Below are 19,569 nucleotides of genomic sequence, written 5' to 3'. Positions count from 1 at the left end.
ACAAAATGTTTGTCGAATTTAAATACAATGCGAGTGAAAATGAATTTTAGTTAAGATGCCGACAAGCATGCAAAAAACTATTATTATGAAAATCAACATTACCCCTAAGTTATTTCATTTTACGAAAACACTAATTTGTTTTCTGTTATTATTTGCAAGTTCCGTTTATGCACAAGATCCGCCTCAGTACGGAACACCATTTGCAGGAGTTCCCGACACGCGCGATATCAATATGTATCAAGTGCACATTCGTCCGTTTAGTGCCAACGGAAATTTAGCCGGAGTAACCGCCCGATTAGACAATATAAAAGCACTCGGCACCAATGTAATTTATTTAATGCCGATTTTCCCCCACGGAACCGATTCTCGAAGTTCTCCTTCGCCTTATTGCATCAAAGATTTTAAAGCTGTTGGATCAGAATATGGTTCTCTGGCAGATTTAAGAACTTTAGTTGACGGCGCTCACAGCCGCGGAATGGCCGTTATTCTAGACATTGCCATCAACGGAACTTCCTGGGATCATGGCTGGACGGTTTCGCATCCTGAATATTATAAGCGAAGCGGTACAACGATTCAGCAATTAGGAAACTTCTCTGATATTGCGGCATTAGATCTTAACAATTCTGCGACTAGAAATGCCATAAAAGATGCCATGCGCTACTGGATTTTCGCTGCCAATATTGACGGTTATCGTTGCGATTATGCCAATAATCCTCCTTTGGATTTTTGGTCAGAAGTCAATTCAAATCTTCGAGGCATAACTTCTCATAATTTATTAATGTTAGCCGAAGGAGATAGACAAGAGAACTTTCAGGTTGGTTTTGATATGAATTATGGCGATAGATGGTTTCACAGTGGTTTATATGATGTAGCTAACGGTGGACCTGTTTCTCAAAGACTTCAAGATCAAACCACTTATGAGTATGCTAAAGCAACAGGAAATCAGCAAATCGTTAGATACACGGGTAATCATGATACTTATACGAATGATGATGGCGTGAGAAGACCAATCATACCATTTAAAAACCATAACGGAATTGTAGCCAACTTTCTAGTTTCGGCTTATATGAGAGGAGTTCCTTTCTTGATGAGCGGACAAGAAATTGACTACGAACCCAAAACTGACTGGCCTTGGCAGAATTTCAAATTCAATTGGTCACAAAACCCAACTGCTGCAGCTGATTTTGCTAAAATTTTAAATTTTAGAACTTCAAGTGCTGCCATCAGACGTGGTGATTTAACGACTTATGCGAATGACGACATCAGTATTTTTACTAAAACATTAGGTACCGAAAAAGTAATCGTAATGTCGAATTTGCGAAATGCTTCAAAGTCTTATGTAATTCCGGCAGCTTTAGCAGGAACTTATGTAAATCCGTATAACAATAATGCATCAGTAACTTTAACAGCAGGTTCTACACGAAATTTTGCTGCTTACGAATATTTGGTTTTAACCAATACCAATGCTCCAGTGGTAGCCGTTACAGGAGTTTCTATTAGTCCAACTACGGTTACAGTTGGTTTAGGAACCACACAACAATTAAACGCGACAATTGCTCCTGCAAATGCAACAAATAAAAACATAACTTGGACATCGAGCAATACAGCTGTTGCCACTGTAAATGCTTCTGGTTTGGTTACGGGAGTAGCGGCTGGAACAGCAACTATAACCGTAAAAACAGTTGACGGAAATAAAACTGCAACCTCAGCTATAACAGTTGCTACAATTCCTGTTTCTTCTGTGGCGGTTTCTCCAACATCAGCAAGTCTGTATGCTGGAAATACACAACAACTTACAGCGACTGTTTCGCCAACAAATGCAACGAATAAAAATATCACTTGGTCATCGAACAATATTGCTGTTGCAAACGTAAACAGTTCTGGTTTGGTATCGGCAGTTTCTGCGGGAACAGCAACTATTACAGCAACTACACAAGACGGAAATAAAACAGCAACGACAACAATTACTGTAAACCCGAATACTAATTTTACTCTTTATTTCTATAAACCGTCAAACTGGGGAACTGGAATTAAAATTTATTATTGGAGTGCTTTACCAACAGGAGTTTTAGCAGATGCTTCTTGGCCTGGCGTAAATATGACTAATTCTGGAAATGGGTGGTACAGTTATACCTTTACCAATGTTACCTCAACTAATTTAATCTTCAACGACGGAACCAACCAAACTGCCGATTTAAGCCGAAACAAAACAGGCTGGTATATGAATGGCGCTTGGTACGATTCTAATCCCGGAACTGGTGTAGCGGTTACAAGTGTAAGTTTGAGTCCATCTTCTGCATCTTTAAATGTTGGTGGAACGCAACAACTTACTCCTACTGTACTTCCTTCAAACGCAACTAATAAATCAGTAACGTATAACTCTAATAATACTGCTGTAGCCACTGTAAATGCTTCAGGTTTAATTACCGCTGTCGCGAATGGAACAGCTACGATTACCGTAACAACTGTTGACGGAAGTAAAACAAGTACTTGCTTAGTATCGGTTACCACACCTTCTGGTGGAGGAAATTATTATACTATAAAAAATAGATGGACAGGTGCTTATTTGTCTGACGCAGGAACAAACGTAGGCTACGGAACAACCATTTCTGGCAACAATTACAAATGGCAGAAAATCGCAATTGATGCTACTTATTTTGTATTGAAAAATGTAGCAACTGGCGAATTAATGAATATCGAAGGACAAACAGGATCTGTACAATGTAATATTACAGATACTACTTTCTGGAGTGCGCAATGGTCAAGCGATTATATTGACGGAACTTGGACAAGATTGAGAAACAGATGGCAGTCTGGAAATATTATTCATGTTGAAAACCAAACGGGTTCTGCACAATACGGAAATTCGCAAGATGGCTGGTATAGCGCGCAATGGCAATTGGAACCTACAACTGTTGGAACATCAAAAATGGCATTAAACGTTGAAGAAGCTCCTGCAACTGAACCTGTAATTGGCATTTACCCAAATCCTTCTACTGAAAATGAATTTCGTATTCTAATGCCCGAATTGACAAGCGGAGATGCTGAAATTTTCGTTTCCGATTTAAACGGAAGAACACTTTTAAACCAAAGACTTTCTTCTTCAGGACAAGTTAATCATCATTTATCTACAGGAATTTATATTGTAAATATTGTTTCCAAAGATTTTAATGTAACTAAAAAACTGATTGTGAAATAATATTTTTTTGCCACGAATTCACGAATTAATTTTCTACAAACTTTGTGAAAATTCGTGAATTCGTGGCTATTTTTTAAAACGTATAATTCAGAGCAAATCCAAAATCATTTGTTGCTCTTATATCATTTTTTATAACTGCGGGTTTAAATGCTAATCTTTCATCAACATTAAATTGTGATAATGCGGCATCGATATTTGCATCAATAATATTTAAAACATAGAACCCAACAATAAACAAAGCAGACAAATCTCTGTATCTTTGGAACTCCTTTTGCGCCGTAATTAATTGGCTTTCGCTTAATCTCGCCATATAATCAGAATCACTCGTCTTACCTTCTAGCCTATTTTTATACTCATCTCTATACAAATTGTATTTTTTCTGATTATCGATATAAAAATAAGTACTGGTACCAATTGCGCCATACACCAACGGAAGTTTCCAGTATTTTTTATTGTAAATCTGCCCTAAACCTGGCAAAACAGCCGAATAAAAAGCGGCGTTCGCGGGACGAAGCGGGTCAATCTCAACTGATTTTAAAGAATCCGTAACAATTATTTTGTCTGTTTTCTGAGCTGATAGTGTAGTTATTCCAAATAATAAAAATGCGAAAAGAAGTCTGTAAGACATAAAAGTGGCTTTGAAAATTTTGATCCAAAGAAAACTTTTTAGTTCTAAGATTTTTCTTAAATGAAATATAAATAAAACTTAAATTTTTTTAGCCACGAATTCACGAAGTATTAAAAAACAATTCGTTCATGATAAAATTTTACTCTTCAAACAACTTGACGCTTTAAAAGACATCAAATTTTACAAATTTTTAAAGTCAATACTATGAGCTTGTCCATCTTTGTAAAAAGTTTTATTAGCAATTTCTAGAATTTCTTCATTAGGCAAAAATATTGTGATTCCGTCATGGTCATCAATTATATCACCCCTCTGTTTAAAGCTATAGACTTTCTCATTTTTAACTATTGCAGCTCGATAACTTATCATAGAATTACCAAAAGGATCAGAATATAAAACCCCTGCATTATAAATATGTAGCGAAGCATTATTTATTGAATTAATAAATTCCAAAACATCATCTCCTTGCTGAATAATTAAAATATCGTCAATCTGTGTGCGTTTCTCTTCCATTATGAATCTAAATTTAATTACATTTTAAAAATCGAAATTGTTGTTCATACCAAAACAAAATTATTAATAAGGATTGGGTTACTAAATAATTTCTAAAAAATAATAGTATTCTTTCATAGAAATTATGCTTTCTTAATTATGTATATATTATCATTATTTATAAAAAAACATACATCTAAGCTTCGTGAATATTTATTTGGAACTTCATAAAATCCAAAATTAAAATCAAATGTATTGGCAAAGAAAAAATCTGTTAATTCATTTGAAAATTTGAATCTAAACTTTTCACCTTTAGTAGTAAGGTCAAAATAGGCGATTCCACTCCAAGTTTTGCAATAATTATTTATATTAGAAATTCCTAGGGTCATTGGAGGAATAAAACAAGGAGAATAGCCTCTTTTTAAGTAATGCTTCATATAAATAAATTGTGAAGCATTATCCAAATCTTTAATATCATCCATTCTATTCTTCAATAGAATACAATTTTTTAATACGTAATTTGCACTATCAATTACTACTCTTTTTATTATTTTTCCTTCTTTATCAATTGTCAGAAACTAATAAAATTATCACCTCTTTCAGAAGCTGAAATATACTCATCTATGTTTACAATAAAATTCAAATGGATTGTATCTAAAAAAATATGTGCATCGTAAAAATTACTATTATCAATAAGCTCACGAATTCCATTCGAGTCATATTTTGGAACACTAAACTCGTTACTGCTTATAGATCTGAGTTTTCCTGTAATGTTAATTTTTTTCATTTCATATTTGCTTGATTTAATTCCTTGTCCAATCTCCATATAATCTCTGTCATAGTACAAAGCAAACATTCTATTGATCAATAGAAACAATATTGGAATAATGATTATAATTTAAATTATCTTTTTAAATTTTCTTATTTTTTTCATGTTTATCTTTCTAAACTATTTTACGTTTCCTATCCTTTGTTGGTTCCATACCAATAGAGCCATTATCTGCCGACCAGTGCAAATATTTATTTCGAAGTTCTCTCAAGTCTTTTTGCTCTTGTAATTCTTGTTGATAAGATTCAAAATGTTTATGTCCAGATGTAACTCCTTTGTACTTTGCATGAATATCTCCATACCATTTAAAAGTGTAAGGTTTCGCATCACCAAATACATATTGGTGCAAACGTTTTTTTACTCTAACAAGTAATGCGTCATTTGAGATACTATATTTCTTGATCTCTAATTTTTCTTTTTTAAAAGGAACTTCCTGAGCAATAGCGGCTTCTGCCATAAAATGTAACGGGATAAAGCTGTAACTATTTTTTAATTCTCGGGTGCCTTTAAGTTCATGCTTTGGTCCAAAAATAGAGATCTTTAATTGCTCTTCTGAAAACCATGCTTTCTTAATGAGTTTCTCAGAAAGTGTGTTTAAAACTTCTTTAAAGTTTTTCTCAATAACTTTGACTATTTCTATACCATCATTATAACTTCCCCCTATATCTGAATGTACACCGGGAAACTCTCTTTGCTTTCCAACTGACGTACTCGTAAGTGAAAAATTATTACGATGTTCATCCATGGCAATAAAATGCATCACTGTTGTAGCTTTTGATAAATTATTTAAAGGTAATTGTTTAATGTCATCGTCAAAATTAGGTTTTCCATCAATAATTGTTGAATAAGAGGAAACAGTATCAAAAAGACCTAAAAAACGAACTTTTATTAAATTTACTTTTATATCATTTTTGGCTAAAAAATAACCCAAATGACCTCCCTTATTTTTTCGGTTAAGCGATGATGGATATGCCTTTTGGCTAATTTCATCCAGGAATACTCTCGCTGCCGCAGCACCACGACTAAAACCAAACACATCTAGGTAAAGTATATCTATTTCTTTTTTATTATTGGTTCCAACTGTTTCAGCTAATTTTTTACAACCTTCTTTTACTTTATCCAAAATCCCTGTGCCTTCAAAAACAAAAGAGGAACCTAAACCAGCTCCTAGAACAGAATCTGATTTTTCTTTTTCTGTACCAATACCATCGACATAAACCATATCTTTTTCGGGATAAGCATCACTGAGTCTCGCAACATTAGACCAGGCGTTATAATAACTACTGCTCTCTTTATCAAGTCCATGTTTTTTATAAGCTTCTGCAGAAATAGTTTCTTCGGGTGTTAATTTTCGTCCTTTTGCACGTTTGTTATAATACTCTTTAGCCTTGGTGTTATTTTTATTGTTATTGGTGCCGTCAAAAAAAACGCCAATTGTTAAATCTTTAGTTTTTGTTACTTTTTTAGGTGGTATGTAATCTCCAAATACTATGCTCATAATTATTATAGTTTTCCCGAATCCTGACAAATCTGTTTAAAATCATATTTTTTTTCACCTTGTTCAATATAAAAATCTGTTACCCACTCACTATCCTCTTTTTTAGTTGGATCAATTTTTATAATTATCTCGGCAGCTTTATTTTTATCTATATGATTTTTAAATAAGGCTCTTATTTCATTTTTGTCAAAATCAATTGGCATATCATCATCACCATCTGGCTTAAGAAATTTTGCCCAATATTCCTGATCGCGTGTAAAAGCAATTCTTGAAACAAATTTTTGTTCTTTTTTTCCAATTTTTGTTGACCAGTATATTTGAAACATAAAAGGTATAGCTCTGTTTTTCATTTCTAAAGGTCTATCGTATGGATCAACATTTTCTCCGTTACACATTTTTATATATAGAGAATTTATTTTACAACCTTCTGGCAGGATTACTTTAGGTTTCCAGATATATTTTTCTCTGTACACTTCATATACTTCTGGTGCAGGATAACCAAATTTTGTAATGTGTTCTCTAAGTTCTTTAGAAATTGTACCATCGTACGTTAACATATCCTTCGTGTAATCTTTTTCAAACATATACTTTTCCTCTTCAGTAATAACTTTAGGATCAATAGTAGTTTCATGAGCCTGAAATCTGGCTACTTCAACTTGTTGTCCAACTCCCATGACCCATACAACCACCATTCCTTTGGGAGCGAAGCCTACTTTTATAACACTGTAAGTTTGTTTTTCTAAACCTGGCCCACCATAAAATCCTTCATCAAAAAGCTGTTGTATTTTTTCTTTAGGAAGCTCCCATTCACCTGTATAAAATTTATTATCTACATACGATAACCAAGTCATGTCCATTCTGCTAGGCAATGGGGCTTTTATATCACTGTCTCCATTTCCGCTTCCCCAGCCTCCATTAGAGAATCCCCCCATATGACTAAAAAAATAACCTCCTACGGCTCCCGTAAATACTTCTATTGGATATTCTTTTGGTGCACAGATATCTGCAGACCATTCATATTTTTTTTCCATTGTTAAACTTACTGTTATTGTTAATACAGTTACTACTATCACTATAATGGAGAATAATAAAATGTTATATTTTTTCATATTATTTTTCTTCACCGTGAATCGTTGTTTTTTTTCCACTTATTAAATTCAAATCACCTTTTGTAGCTTCCAAATTCAATTTGTTAGCGTTTTTTTCTAATTTGCCTCCAACTACTAATTGATAAGTATCTATTACTTTTATTTTAATATTTTTTGCCTGTTTTGTAATTGCCATTTCTAAAATTAAAAGAGATTTGATTTTTCTGAACTATTAATAAAAACTTGTTTTCCACTTTGTATAGTCATATTTTCTGTATGACTATATAAACTAGCTTCTGCTGCAACTTCATTGGAGATATCGGAGGTTCTATTAAATTCTTTATCAGCAATTTCAGTTCTATTATCTGAATGCTCCATAATATTTCCTTTTGCATCTATGTAAATGTCATTCTCAGCTTCTTGAGTGATATTGTTTCCTGCTTCAATCTCAATATCTTCTTTTGCTTCGATTTTAATATCTCTTCCCGCATTCACAATAAAATCCTCACCAGCTTCAAACTCAATATTTTTTGGTGCTTTAAACCTAATGTTTCCGTCACCATGAATCACTGCTATGGTCTGTCCTTTTTTACTTTCTATAGTAACATCCCCTTTTTCATCATCAGAAATAATTCGGTTGCCGCTTCGTGTCTCTAATACTTTCAAATCATTGTTTGGTGTACTGTAACCGCTTTTTTCTTTGTTGCTGGTCATAGTACCCACTACGATAGGCAATTCGGCGTTACCTCCCTGAAAATCTACAAAAACAGTATCACCAACTTCTGGAATAATATGAGAGCCTCTGGCATCTCCTCCATATTTCTGTAATAATGGCACATAAGGTGTTGTTTCGCCTTTGTCTTTCTGCCATGGCATTTGTATTTTTATGCCGCTTAATCCGTCAGGGTCGGCATTTTCTGTTACAATTGCGGTCTGGCTTTTGCAGATAGGCACCAGATCAGGATTCGTTTTTGGCGAAAATACCGCTCCGCTGAAGTTGATTGCTGTAAAGTGATTTTCATAACTTCCGCCATCGTCACAGGTGTGCGTAATCTGAGTTACGCGATAGCTTCCTTCCAACTGTTTGTCTACTCCTTTTATAATAACGTCGTTCCCCAATGTTACTCCCGGAACTTCGCTTAACGCTTTTATTTCCAACATCCCGCTTATAGAAGAACGCATTTTGTTTTTAGAGTACTTTTCTAGTTCTGTTTTTCCATATCCTCCCGCTGCATTCTGGTTAAGCTGAAGAACTGTTTTTTTACTGAAGACCTGATTTGATTTGTTTATAAAATTTTGATGAAATCCCTCTATCTCTTTTCTGTAGTTTAAACTTTCGTCGGTAGCATATTCTCCTTTTCGATTATCATTTTCTATAATTTTAAATGCCGACGGTATTACTTTCATATCATATCTAAAATCCTGCATGTTTACACCATAAAGCAAGTTTGGCATTTTAGGTCCGCCAGAACTTCCAAATACAAGTTTTTGTCCGGTGTAATAAAACCATTCTCCATTTCGCATGGCTAAACGATTTAAAAAATCAAAATCGCTTTCATTGTACTGCACTGTATAAGCTAAAACTTCCTTGTGTAAAGGATTAACATCTATATCTATTTCATAATCAGATTTTATTTTATTAACAATATCTTCCATTGGCATTTTAGTAAAAGAATTGGATTCTGGACCATTATCTAAAATAACTGAGGTACTTTTACCCTGAATCAATATAGTTTCTTCCTGATTTTTTGTTCTCGATTTCAGTAGTTTTACTTTAGTCACAACACCATAAAACTGCATGACGTAATATTCGGGATTGTTTGCAATAATCAGGTCTTCCAATTTTGGAACAGGTTTTATCTCTATACTGATTTTTTCACCAAACAGCTGTTGCGAAAAAGGCATAACACTCCTAAGTTCTTCAACCAATAAATCCTGACGAACTTCGAGAGCGAAACTATGATGGTCATGAATTTTTTGATTTACTTTTAAATGGCTGAAGTTTGTAATTATTAATTCTCCAATCTTTATCGTGGTTATTGTTTGTAAGGCCATAATTAGTTTTTATATTTTCAATTATCCGTTTCTCCAATTGTTTTCAAATACCGTATTTCCGATTTTTATCTCATTAGAAGTAATCAAAATCTCTGTTCTCATCGGAATTGTGCCTTCACTTCGAAAACTTTTATGAAATGAAATGCAATATGCTTTTTTAAAAGAGACATTTTTCATTGTACTCATAGCGTCTCTTCTGTAAAAAACAATTTTTCCGTCTTTGATACTGGTTTGCGAAACCATCCAGTCTGAAAACAAATCTGTACTTGTGCTCTCTACAACTAGTCTTATTTGCCCGCCTTTTGTTTTATTGGCAGGCTTTCCGTTGTTATCAGTTCCTTGGTTGAACGTAATATCAAATTCTAAAACATTAAACTTTTCATTGTCTAACTCTAATTTTGCTAAAAAACTCATATGATTGCGTTTAATTTTGTATATAAAAATTCTTACAATTTAAAGCAAGCGTTTTTAATTAGCAATACCAAGATTTAGGGATTTTTCAAAAAAAACTAAAAAAAAAGCTTTCGATTTTATCGAAAGCTTTTTTAATCAATTAAAAAATCCAAGTTTACTCCTCAAACAACTCCATCAACTCCAGCGCACGCTTAATAGATTTCACATTATCAAAAGTCAATAACAAACGAAGTCCGTTTACCGTTTGTTTTTCTTTCATTTTGCAAAGATTACTATGTTTTTGAACAAAGTTTAAAACATTTCTGAATTTAGAAGATTGATAATAATCTGATTGTTGATCTGAGATAAAATAACCGATCATTTTGCCTTGTTTCAAGACTAATTTTTCGATTCCAACTTTTGTGGCAATCCATTTTATTCTGATGCTGTTTAGTAAAGCTGTTGCTTGTTTTGGTAAAGGCCCAAAACGGTCAATTAATTTTTTCTCATATTGCTGTAATTCCGCTTCATCTTTTATAGCGCCCAATTCGTTATATAAAACCAAACGTTCTGACACGTTATTGATATATTCGTCTGGGAATAACAATTCGAAATCAGCATCGATCTGAATGTCTTTTACATATTCTTTGGTATCAATATCATTTTCTTCAGGATATAAATCTTTGAATTCGTTTTCCTTTAATTCTTCGATGGCTTCATTCATGATTTTTTGGTACGTATCAAAACCTATTTCATTAATAAAACCGCTTTGTTCGCCTCCTAATAAATCTCCTGCACCACGAATCTCCAAATCTTTCATCGCAATGTTGAAACCGCTTCCCAACTCGCTGAATTGTTCTAAAGCCTGAATACGTTTTCTGGCATCTTCGGTCATTGATGAATATGGTGGACAAATGAAATAACAGAATGCTTTTTTATTGCTTCGCCCAACGCGACCGCGCATTTGATGCAAATCGGATAATCCGAAATTATTCGCGTTATTAATGAAAATCGTGTTGGCATTCGGAACGTCCAATCCACTTTCGATAATCGTGGTTGCCACCAAAACATCAAAATCTCCGTTCATGAAACCTAACATCAATTCTTCGAGTTTTGCTCCGTCCATTTGTCCGTGACCAATTCCGACTCTGGCATTTGGAACCAAACGCTGAATCATTCCTGCCACTTCTTTGATATTTTCAATTCGGTTATTGATGAAGAAAACCTGTCCGTTTCTTTGAATTTCATATGAAATCGCGTCGCGGATAATTTCTTCATTAAAGCCAACCACATTCGTTTCAATCGGATAACGATTGGGCGGAGGCGTCGTAATTACCGATAAATCTCGCGCTGCCATTAAAGAAAACTGTAAAGTTCTCGGAATTGGGGTTGCGGTCAAAGTCAGCGTATCAACATTTGCCGCAATGGTTTTGAGTTTATCCTTTACGTTTACACCAAACTTTTGTTCTTCATCCACAATCAATAAACCAAGATCCTTAAAAACCACATTTTTGTTTACCAATTGATGTGTCCCGATGACAATATCCAGTTTTCCTTCAGCTAAATCTTTTAGCGTTTGTGTTTTTTGTTTCGCCGTTCTAAATCGGTTTAAGTAACCAATTGTTACCGGCATATCTTTTAAACGTTCTGAGAAAGTTCTAAAATGCTGATACGCCAAAATAGTGGTCGGAACCAAAACCGCAACCTGTTTACTGTTATCAACAGCTTTAAATGCCGCACGAATCGCAACTTCGGTTTTTCCGAAACCAACATCACCGCAAACCAAACGATCCATTGGGCGATCGCTTTCCATATCGGCTTTTACTTCTGCTGTCGATTTAGTTTGGTCCGGTGTATCTTCATAAATAAACGAACTTTCCAATTCGTTCTGCAAATAACTGTCTGGCGCAAACTGAAACCCTTTTTCCAAACGGCGTTTTGCATACAACTGAATCAAATTGAACGCAATATGTTTAACGCGCGCTTTGGTTTTCTGTTTTAAAATCTTCCAAGCGTTCGAACCTAATTTGTATATTTTTGGCGGTGTTCCGTCTTTTCCGTTGTATTTCGAAATTTTATGAAGCGAGTGAATACTCACATATACAATATCATTATCAGCATAAACCAGTTTGATGGCTTCCTGCGTTTTACCTTCTACCTGAATTTTCTGCAAACCGCCAAACTTTCCAATTCCGTGATCGATATGCGTAACGTAATCACCTACAGAAAGTGCGGTCAGTTCTTTTAAAGTAATATTCTGTTTTTTAGAATAGCCGTTTTTGATGTTGAATTTATGATAACGCTCAAAAATCTGGTGATCGGTATAGGCCGTAATCTGGTTTTCTTCGTCAATAAATCCTTGATACAAAGGCAATACAATCGTATGATATTGCTTGCGGATATTCTCTGAATTGGCTTCATCCAAACTTTCAAAAATATCATGAAAACGTTTCGCCTGAGTTTCATTCGAACAAAACAAATAATTTTTATAGCCATTAAAATGATTATCACTCAAATTATTCAGCAATAAATCAAATTGTTTGTTGAAAGATGGCTGAGGCTGAATATGGAATTCGATTTTTTTAGTTGTTTTATAAACTGGTCTTGAAGCCAACTCTACAACCGAAAAATCTAAAGAGCGTTTTATAAATGAAGCCTGATTTAAGAATAATTGCTCTGGTGTGGCATGTTTTATTTCTTTAGAAAGTTTCTCAAAAGCTTCTTCTGCCCTTGCAAATTGTTTGTCTAATTGAGAAAAAAGTCCTTCGGTATTTTGAATAAAAAGAACTGTTTTTTCGGCAATATAATCTAAAAAACTTTCGCGGTTTTCCTGAAAAAGTTTGTTCTCCACATTCGGGATAATCGTAATTTTTTTATGCGTTTCAACCGATAATTGTGTTTCGACATCAAAACTTCTGATGCTGTCTACTTCGTTTCCAAAAAACTCAATTCGATACGGATGATCGTTTGAAAAAGAGAATACATCGACAATTCCGCCTCGGACAGAAAACTCTCCTGGTTCTGTAATAAAATCGACTCTTTTAAATTCGTATTCAAACAAAACTTCGTTGATAAAATCAATCGAAATTTTATCGTTCAAAGCCACTTTTAAAGTGTTTTTATCGAGTTCTCTTCTCGTAACCACTTTTTCAAAAAGCGCTTCGGGATAGGTAACAATTACGGCTGGTTTTTTTCGGGAATTAATTCGGTTTAAAACCTCAGCGCGAAGCAAAACATTGGCATTATCGGTTTCGTCAATTTGGTACGGACGACGAAATGAAGCGGGATAAAACAAAACATCCTGCTCGCCAATCATTTGTTCGAGATCGTTCAGATAATAAGCCGCTTCTTCTTTATTATCTAGAACAATCAGAAAAGGCAGTTCGGTTTTCCTGAAAACGGAACGTATAATAAATGAAACAGCAGATCCTAACAATCCGCTGATGTTCATTTTTACCTGATTTCCCTCCAGTAAACTAGTTGCAATCTGCTGTGCTTTTGGCAGATTATCGTATGTAGTATATAAGGCGTTTTTACTCAACTCTTGGTATATTTGGATCTATTGGCGGTGCCGAATTCGGAATCGCGCGGGCTGTATCTAACATTCTAAGGAAATCTGCTTCTCCTTCTTCTTTTGGTATTTTGGCTTTTTCGACAATTTTATCCATTTGTCTTTCTAAAGAAATCAGTTCTTTATTGATTTCCTGAACTAAAAAAACCACTTTATCGTCTGGAATTTTACTTAAATGAATAAATAAATCCAGCATTTTAATTTTTGTAATCAAAATAGAAATACGGCTTTTTATCTGAGGCTGATTAAATTGAGCTGGAATATTATTGTTCAAAGCCATTGCTTTCTTAGCAATCGCAGCCGATTTTTTCTGAAACGCCCCAATTGTCTTTCTAGGTTTTCCGTCAATTTCCTTCATAAATTCTCTCCATTCCTGCCAAGAATTTAATTGTGATTCTGAAATTTCATTAATTGGTTCGTCTAGAAAAGTCCAGCCTTTATTGATATTATTAAAAATAGCTTCTTTCTTTTTGGCTTCTTTTGCATTTTCGGCAAGACGTTTCTCATTTTCATTTTGGCATGAAAATAATACGGCTGTCAAAAGCAGAAAAAGAGATATTTTATATTTCATTTATTAAAATGTTAGGCTGCAAAGTTACGAAGTAAATTTACAAATATGAATTCTGTTTTTTGCTAATAAAAAGTTGTTTTTTGCCACAGATTGCACAGATTTAAAGGATTTTCATTCGATAAAAAGCTTCTAATATATTTGCATTGCATAACATAAATAGGCTCTCGTAGATTTTGGAGATTCGGCAGATCACAAAATAAAAAATCTGCTGAATCTGCAAAATCTGCGGGAAATAACTTTTTTTATAAATCAATCTAATCCTTTAATCTGTGGCAAAAAACAAGTTTGAATCAAGAATAATCCAACAAAAAAACTTTTTTATTAATGAATTAATAATTTACCATTCAAAAAAACTAGCGTAATTGCGAAAACGTTATATTTGTCTTTCTAAAAATCATTAAAAAATGAATCCAAAAATATTGATCATTGGTGCCTGCGGTCAGATTGGAACCGAGCTTACTCAAAAGCTGCGCAAAATATACGGTACAGAAAATGTTATTGCTTCTGATATTCGAAAACTGAATACTGATGTTGTTAACTCAGGTCCTTTTGAAGTGGTCAATGCTTTAGATTTTAATCAAATTGAGCATTTGGTCGAAGTACATAAAATTACAGATGTGTATTTAATGGCGGCACTTTTGTCTGCAACGGCTGAAAAAAATCCTGCTTTTGCTTGGGATTTGAATATGAATTCGCTTTTTCATGTTTTAAATTTAGCTAAAGCAAAAAAAATCCAAAAGATTTTCTGGCCTTCAAGTATTGCGGTTTTCGGACCAACAACCCCAAAAGAAAACACGCCGCAATATACTATTATGGAGCCTTCAACAGTTTACGGAATAAGTAAACAAGCCGGCGAAAGATGGTGCGAATATTATCATAATATTTATGGTGTTGATGTGCGCAGTATTCGTTATCCGGGTTTAATAAGCTGGTCTACTCCTCCAGGCGGTGGAACTACAGATTATGCTGTGGATATTTTCTATAAAGCTATTGCCGATAAAAAATACGAATGCTTTTTATCGTCTGAAACTAAAATGCCGATGATGTATATGGATGATGCTATCGATGCTACTATCAATATTATGAAAGCGCCGGTTGAAGAGATTAAAATACATTCTTCGTATAATTTGGCTGCAATGAGTTTTACTCCAACTGAAATTGCTGCTGAGATTAAAAAACATATTCCGGAGTTTGAAATTACGTATAATCCTGATTTCCGTCAGAAAATTGCGGACAGTTGGCCTGCAAGTATTGACGACCGCGCGGCAAGGGAAGACTGGAACTGGAATCATAAATTTGATCTAGAATCTATGACAAAAGATATGATTGAGCATTTGAGTTAAATCTATTAAGCTCGATTTTAATAAAATTTTTCAATTGCCTCCAGCTTTAGCTGGAGGTTTTTATTGTAAAAGTGAGAGGCTTTAACCAAACTTAAAGTGTTTGGCTAAAGCCTTTTTCATGTTTGATTGTTTAACTCCGGCTAAAGCTAGAGACTATTGAATTTTCTATTTGTTCTAAAAGCAAAAAGTCCCGATTAAAATTTAATCGGGACTTTTCTATTTTTTATTTGAAGATTACTTCACTTCAAAAACATTATTTGTCTGTTTCACATCAGCCATTAATCCGCTTGGATCTATGGTGATTTTTTTGATTGCCGTTTTGGCTTTATCAATAGTAAAACTATAGTTTTGCTGTGCCCAAGCCCAGTCTTCCAAAACTGTTCTTTTTTCGTTCGGGTTTGGATTTGGTTTAATGAAATTCATCATTCTTAATGGAATGTAGAATGTCTCTGAAGTTCCGTCTGTATAGTCCACTTTTAAATCGATTGGCATTGGCATTCTACCAATTCTTTCTAAAGAAACTGTTGTTTTTCCTGAATTATCAGTAACGTCTTTAATTCCGTAATCGATTGTGTTTAAAGTTTGAGTCCAGTCTGTTAAATACCAATCTAATTCAGCCCCAGAAACTCTTTCTGCTGTTCTTTTGATGTCGTTTGGCGTTGGATGTTTGAATTTAAAATCGTTGAAATATCTTTTTAAAGTAGCGTCAACATTAGCTTTTCCGATTACATATTCTAACTGAGAAAGAAAAAGACTTCCTTTTACATAAGAAGAAATGCTGTACGGACGGTTTTCGTCGTAACGATCTCCATGCGTTGTCTGCGGTTGTTCTTTACCAGAATTTACCAAACTATAATACGCTTTATAATTCCCTACAAAAGGATTTACTTCTTTTTTATCTCCTTTTAATTCATTCAAAGCACTGTCTTCAATGTAAGTTGTAAAACCTTCATCCATCCAAGGATGTTTAGATTCGTTTGAAGCTAAAATATGCTGAAACCATGAGTGGCCTAATTCGTGTGTTGCAGTTCCAAGAATTCCTTCCAAAGTTCCGTTTCCTAGCATTAAAGTACACATTGCATATTCCATTCCGCCGTCTCCACCTTGAATAAATGAATATTGCTTGTACGGATACGCTCCAACTCTTTGGTTATAATATTCCATTACTTTTATCATTAAAGGCTCTAACTGTTTCCAGTTTTCAGCAACTTTTGGAGTGTTTTTATAGAAAAAATGCAAATCGACATCATTTGGTCCTTTTACAATATCATGTGCATATTCTTTGTCTGCTGCCCAAGTAAAATCGTGAACATTTGGCGCAATAAAATGCCAAGTTAATGTTTTTGCTTTTTTAGGATAGGTAACTGTTACACCAGTATCTTGATAACCATGTCCGATAGCATTTTTGTCTTGCAAATATCCAGAACCACCAATGGTGTAGTCTTTATCAATTGTAATTTTTACATCAAAATTACCCCAGACTCCATGAAATTCTCTCGCGATATATGGATCTGCGTGCCATCCTTCGAAATCAAATTCGGCCAATTTTGGATACCATTGCGACATTGACAATTCTATACCTTCAGAATTATTTCTTCCGGAACGACGAATTTGCACTGGAACTTGTCCGTCAAAATCTAATGTAAAAGTTGTTTTAGAATTTGGCAGAATTGGTTTTGCTAAAGTCACTTCTAAGATTGTTCCAGAAACTCTAGTTCGAGCAACAGCACCATCTTGTTTGAAGTTTGTTATTTTTAAAAATCCAATTTCATTTGGTTTTAAAGTTTCAATGCGGCTTTGTTTTACGTCTTTTCCGTCGGCACCTTTTACTTTGTTTACCATTCTTCCGTCAGGATCTTTTATAAAATGAAGACGGGCATCCATTTCACTACCCGGTTGAAATGCATTATTAAATAAATGATAATATACTTTTCTCAAAGTATCAGGAGAATTATTGGTGTAAACCAATTCTTGTTTTCCTTTGTACTGATAGTTTTTAACATCCATCGATACCTCCATTTTATAATCGGCGTGCTGCTGCCAATACGGAGCGTTTTGTGCAGATATTGAGTTTAAACCAAAACTCAGAAAAGAAAGTAAAATTATTTTTCGCATCTTTATTATAATAGAAATGGAAGAGACTAAGCTCTTCCATATAGATTAATACGTTGTTTAAATTATTTTTTTGACATCTTTTCAGCCATTAATAAAGCGTTGTAAGCATTTACCATCTTAGCTGTTTTTGATGATTCTACAGAAGAAACAGCTGCTGGTTTCTCTCCTGGATTTTCACTTTTACCTAAAACAACCGTTGAAGGAAGCGCTACTCCAGAATCCATTAAAATCTTTTTAACCTGAGCTGCTTTTAATTTTGGATAATACGAACGAATCAATGCTGCAACTCCTGCTGCATTTGGAGATGCCATTGATGTTCCTTGCAGATATTTGTATTTATTGTTTGGTACTGTAGCATAGATTTCTTCACCTGGAGCAAAAACGTCTACATTTATTTTTCCGAAGTTTGAAAATGAAGCTACAACTGTTTCTCCATACGATTTATTAATCGCTCCAATTGTAATTAAATTATCTGCAAATTCTTTTACATTATCTTTAGAATCGTTTGGATAATTAATGTTTTTAGTTTCGTCAATATTGTAACCGTCATTTCCGGCTGCATGAACAATTAAAACGTCTTTTTTAGCGGCATATTTAATCGCATCGTAAACCCAGTCTTTTTGAGGAGAAAAGCTTTTTCCAAAACTTCCGTTAATTACTTTTGCTCCATTATCAACAGCATAACGTATGGCTAATGCAATATCTTTATCATACTCATCTCCATCTGGCACGGCTCTAACGGTCAAAATTTCAACATTTGTTGCCACTCCGTCTCCACCTAAATTATTTCCGCGAATTTGCGCAATAATTCCAGCTACGTGAGTTCCGTGAAGTGCTTTTTCTTTATCTGGACCAAAAACAACATTATTACCATAGCGATTGTTTTTAATATCGTCTGGATTATCTCCTACGATTTTTCTTCCGTCAAAATCTTTATTTAAGTTGTATTTTAATTGCTCTTCAACTTGATCGCTATACTCTTTTAATTCTTCTTCTGGATTAAAAGTTGGGCCAGCATTTGTAAAAATCTGAGTCATAACCGCTTTACTTCTTGCTACTTTTGGATCTGTAGAAGTAATTGCACTTAAATCTTCAATTTTATAATCTGCTTTATTAAGCTCTTTTTTTATGGTGTTATGAACATCCATTAAAAAATCTGCTTGCTGTTTATCTTGAAGCGCTTCTTCGTATTTCTCTGTATATTGTGCCAAAGCAGCTTTGTATTGGGCAGAACCGTCGTCGGCTTTTTTCACGATACGAGTCATTTCCAGATTTTCATGAACGGCATCTCCAAGGAAATTCCATCCGTGAACATCATCAATATATCCGTTTTTATCGTCATCAATTCCGTTTCCTGGAATTTCTTTAGGGTTGGTCCAGATCATTCCTTGAAGATCTTCATGTTCGATATCAACTCCAGAATCTACAATTCCGACGATTACTTTTACGCCTTTTTTCCCTTGCAATAATTCAGCATAGGCTTTATCAACGCTCATTCCTGGAATTGAATCTTTTATTAAATCAAGATGACTCCATCTTTTTAATTCATTTTCGCTAAGAGGAGCTTTTTTTACAACAGCCGCAGGAGCTGTAATAAACTCTTTTGAAGTAGAAACCTGCGCCTGAACTGTGGCACTGCATCCTGCTAATACAAGCATTGCAAAAGCAGATAATTTAAGGGATTTTATATGATTCATGTATCTGTAATATTTAAGTAAAGTTAAAAGATGGGTCTAAATTATACTTTTTTGTTACAAAAAACTAACTGTTAACAATGTGTTATGAAATTT

General features: G+C 34.2%; 15 protein-coding genes. 2 read left to right on the top strand and 13 right to left on the bottom strand.

Going from position 1 to position 19,569, the window contains the following annotated elements:
- Positions 1-85 precede the first annotated feature (85 nt).
- Positions 86-3,199 (top strand): Ig-like domain-containing protein, encoded by a 3,114-nt coding sequence (locus EG814_RS21145; protein WP_235830897.1) that lies wholly within the window; start codon positions 86-88, stop codon positions 3,197-3,199.
- Positions 3,200-3,272: 73 nt separating this feature from the next.
- On the opposite strand, the gene EG814_RS03150 is transcribed toward EG814_RS21145, so the two are convergent.
- The 11 genes from EG814_RS03150 to EG814_RS03105 form a co-directional block, all read right to left on the bottom strand.
- Complete coding sequence (locus EG814_RS03150) at positions 3,273-3,827, bottom strand: DUF5683 domain-containing protein (protein ID WP_125718800.1); 555 nt, start codon at positions 3,825-3,827, stop codon at positions 3,273-3,275.
- 180 nt (positions 3,828-4,007) lie between these two features.
- A complete protein-coding gene (locus tag EG814_RS03145) occupies positions 4,008-4,337 on the bottom strand; it encodes a hypothetical protein (RefSeq protein WP_125718798.1) in 330 nt (109 codons plus the stop codon).
- Positions 4,338-4,459: 122 nt separating this feature from the next.
- Positions 4,460-4,798 (bottom strand): hypothetical protein, encoded by a 339-nt coding sequence (locus tag EG814_RS03140; RefSeq protein WP_125718796.1) that lies wholly within the window; start codon positions 4,796-4,798, stop codon positions 4,460-4,462.
- 89 nt (positions 4,799-4,887) lie between these two features.
- On the bottom strand, positions 4,888-5,184 hold the full coding sequence (locus tag EG814_RS03135; protein WP_125718794.1) for a hypothetical protein: 297 nt from the start codon (positions 5,182-5,184) through the stop codon (positions 4,888-4,890).
- A 76-nt stretch (positions 5,185-5,260) separates the two neighbouring features.
- Complete coding sequence (locus tag EG814_RS03130; protein ID WP_125718792.1) at positions 5,261-6,643, bottom strand: T6SS phospholipase effector Tle1-like catalytic domain-containing protein; 1,383 nt, start codon at positions 6,641-6,643, stop codon at positions 5,261-5,263.
- 5 nt (positions 6,644-6,648) lie between these two features.
- Positions 6,649-7,674 (bottom strand): DUF2931 family protein, encoded by a 1,026-nt coding sequence (locus EG814_RS03125; protein ID WP_164515264.1) that lies wholly within the window; start codon positions 7,672-7,674, stop codon positions 6,649-6,651.
- Positions 7,675-7,753: 79 nt separating this feature from the next.
- Positions 7,754-7,927, bottom strand: coding sequence for a hypothetical protein (locus EG814_RS20945; RefSeq protein ID WP_164515263.1), 174 nt, complete (start codon positions 7,925-7,927; stop codon positions 7,754-7,756).
- A gap of 8 nt (positions 7,928-7,935) precedes the next feature.
- The gene (locus tag EG814_RS03120; protein WP_125718788.1) at positions 7,936-9,786 is read right to left on the bottom strand and encodes a type VI secretion system Vgr family protein; all 1,851 of its coding nucleotides are present in this window, start codon (positions 9,784-9,786) and stop codon (positions 7,936-7,938) included.
- A 21-nt stretch (positions 9,787-9,807) separates the two neighbouring features.
- Entirely contained in the window at positions 9,808-10,200 is a 393-nt protein-coding gene (gene tssD, locus EG814_RS03115; RefSeq protein ID WP_125718786.1) for a type VI secretion system tube protein TssD, read from the bottom strand.
- Positions 10,201-10,354: 154 nt separating this feature from the next.
- Complete coding sequence (gene mfd / locus EG814_RS03110; RefSeq protein ID WP_125718784.1) at positions 10,355-13,720, bottom strand: transcription-repair coupling factor; 3,366 nt, start codon at positions 13,718-13,720, stop codon at positions 10,355-10,357.
- Positions 13,713-14,321 carry a hypothetical protein gene (locus tag EG814_RS03105; RefSeq protein WP_125718782.1) on the bottom strand — a complete coding sequence of 203 codons (609 nt, stop codon included), beginning with the start codon at positions 14,319-14,321 and terminating at the stop codon, positions 13,713-13,715. Before EG814_RS03105 ends, mfd begins: the two co-directional genes overlap by 8 nt.
- Before the next feature lie 404 nt (positions 14,322-14,725).
- Between EG814_RS03105 and EG814_RS03100 the strand changes: the two genes are divergently transcribed.
- The gene (locus EG814_RS03100; protein ID WP_125718780.1) at positions 14,726-15,664 is read left to right on the top strand and encodes an L-threonine 3-dehydrogenase; all 939 of its coding nucleotides are present in this window, start codon (positions 14,726-14,728) and stop codon (positions 15,662-15,664) included.
- A 234-nt stretch (positions 15,665-15,898) separates the two neighbouring features.
- Here the strand turns inward: EG814_RS03100 and EG814_RS03095 are convergent, their stop codons facing one another.
- Positions 15,899-17,779 (bottom strand): M1 family metallopeptidase, encoded by a 1,881-nt coding sequence (locus EG814_RS03095; RefSeq protein ID WP_125718778.1) that lies wholly within the window; start codon positions 17,777-17,779, stop codon positions 15,899-15,901.
- Between the two features lie 62 nt (positions 17,780-17,841).
- Complete coding sequence (locus EG814_RS03090; protein WP_125718776.1) at positions 17,842-19,476, bottom strand: S8 family peptidase; 1,635 nt, start codon at positions 19,474-19,476, stop codon at positions 17,842-17,844.
- Positions 19,477-19,569 lie beyond the last annotated feature (93 nt).

Source organism: Flavobacterium ustbae (assembly GCF_003946915.1).
Classification (GTDB): Bacteria; Bacteroidota; Bacteroidia; order Flavobacteriales; family Flavobacteriaceae; genus Flavobacterium; species Flavobacterium ustbae.
The sequence above is the reverse complement of the archived record's forward strand: the minus strand, read 5'-3'. Positions and strand labels throughout refer to the sequence as shown.

Excerpts from the sequence above, each read along its gene's own strand:
- EG814_RS03125 (WP_164515264.1), bottom strand. The coding sequence starts at position 7,674 with ATGGAAAAAAAATATGAATGGTCTGCAGATATCTGTGCACCAAAAGAA.
- EG814_RS03090 (WP_125718776.1), bottom strand. The coding sequence starts at position 19,476 with ATGAATCATATAAAATCCCTTAAATTATCTGCTTTTGCAATGCTTGTA.
- EG814_RS03150 (WP_125718800.1), bottom strand. The coding sequence starts at position 3,827 with ATGTCTTACAGACTTCTTTTCGCATTTTTATTATTTGGAATAACTACA.
- EG814_RS03120 (WP_125718788.1), bottom strand. The coding sequence starts at position 9,786 with ATGGCCTTACAAACAATAACCACGATAAAGATTGGAGAATTAATAATT.
- EG814_RS03095 (WP_125718778.1), bottom strand. The coding sequence starts at position 17,779 with ATGCGAAAAATAATTTTACTTTCTTTTCTGAGTTTTGGTTTAAACTCA.
- EG814_RS21145 (WP_235830897.1), top strand. The coding sequence starts at position 86 with ATGAAAATCAACATTACCCCTAAGTTATTTCATTTTACGAAAACACTA.
- EG814_RS03145 (WP_125718798.1), bottom strand. The coding sequence starts at position 4,337 with ATGGAAGAGAAACGCACACAGATTGACGATATTTTAATTATTCAGCAA.
- EG814_RS20945 (WP_164515263.1), bottom strand. The coding sequence starts at position 7,927 with ATGGCAATTACAAAACAGGCAAAAAATATTAAAATAAAAGTAATAGAT.
- EG814_RS03100 (WP_125718780.1), top strand. The coding sequence starts at position 14,726 with ATGAATCCAAAAATATTGATCATTGGTGCCTGCGGTCAGATTGGAACC.
- EG814_RS03130 (WP_125718792.1), bottom strand. The coding sequence starts at position 6,643 with ATGAGCATAGTATTTGGAGATTACATACCACCTAAAAAAGTAACAAAA.
- tssD (WP_125718786.1), bottom strand. The coding sequence starts at position 10,200 with ATGAGTTTTTTAGCAAAATTAGAGTTAGACAATGAAAAGTTTAATGTT.
- EG814_RS03105 (WP_125718782.1), bottom strand. The coding sequence starts at position 14,321 with ATGAAATATAAAATATCTCTTTTTCTGCTTTTGACAGCCGTATTATTT.
- EG814_RS03140 (WP_125718796.1), bottom strand. The coding sequence starts at position 4,798 with ATGGATGATATTAAAGATTTGGATAATGCTTCACAATTTATTTATATG.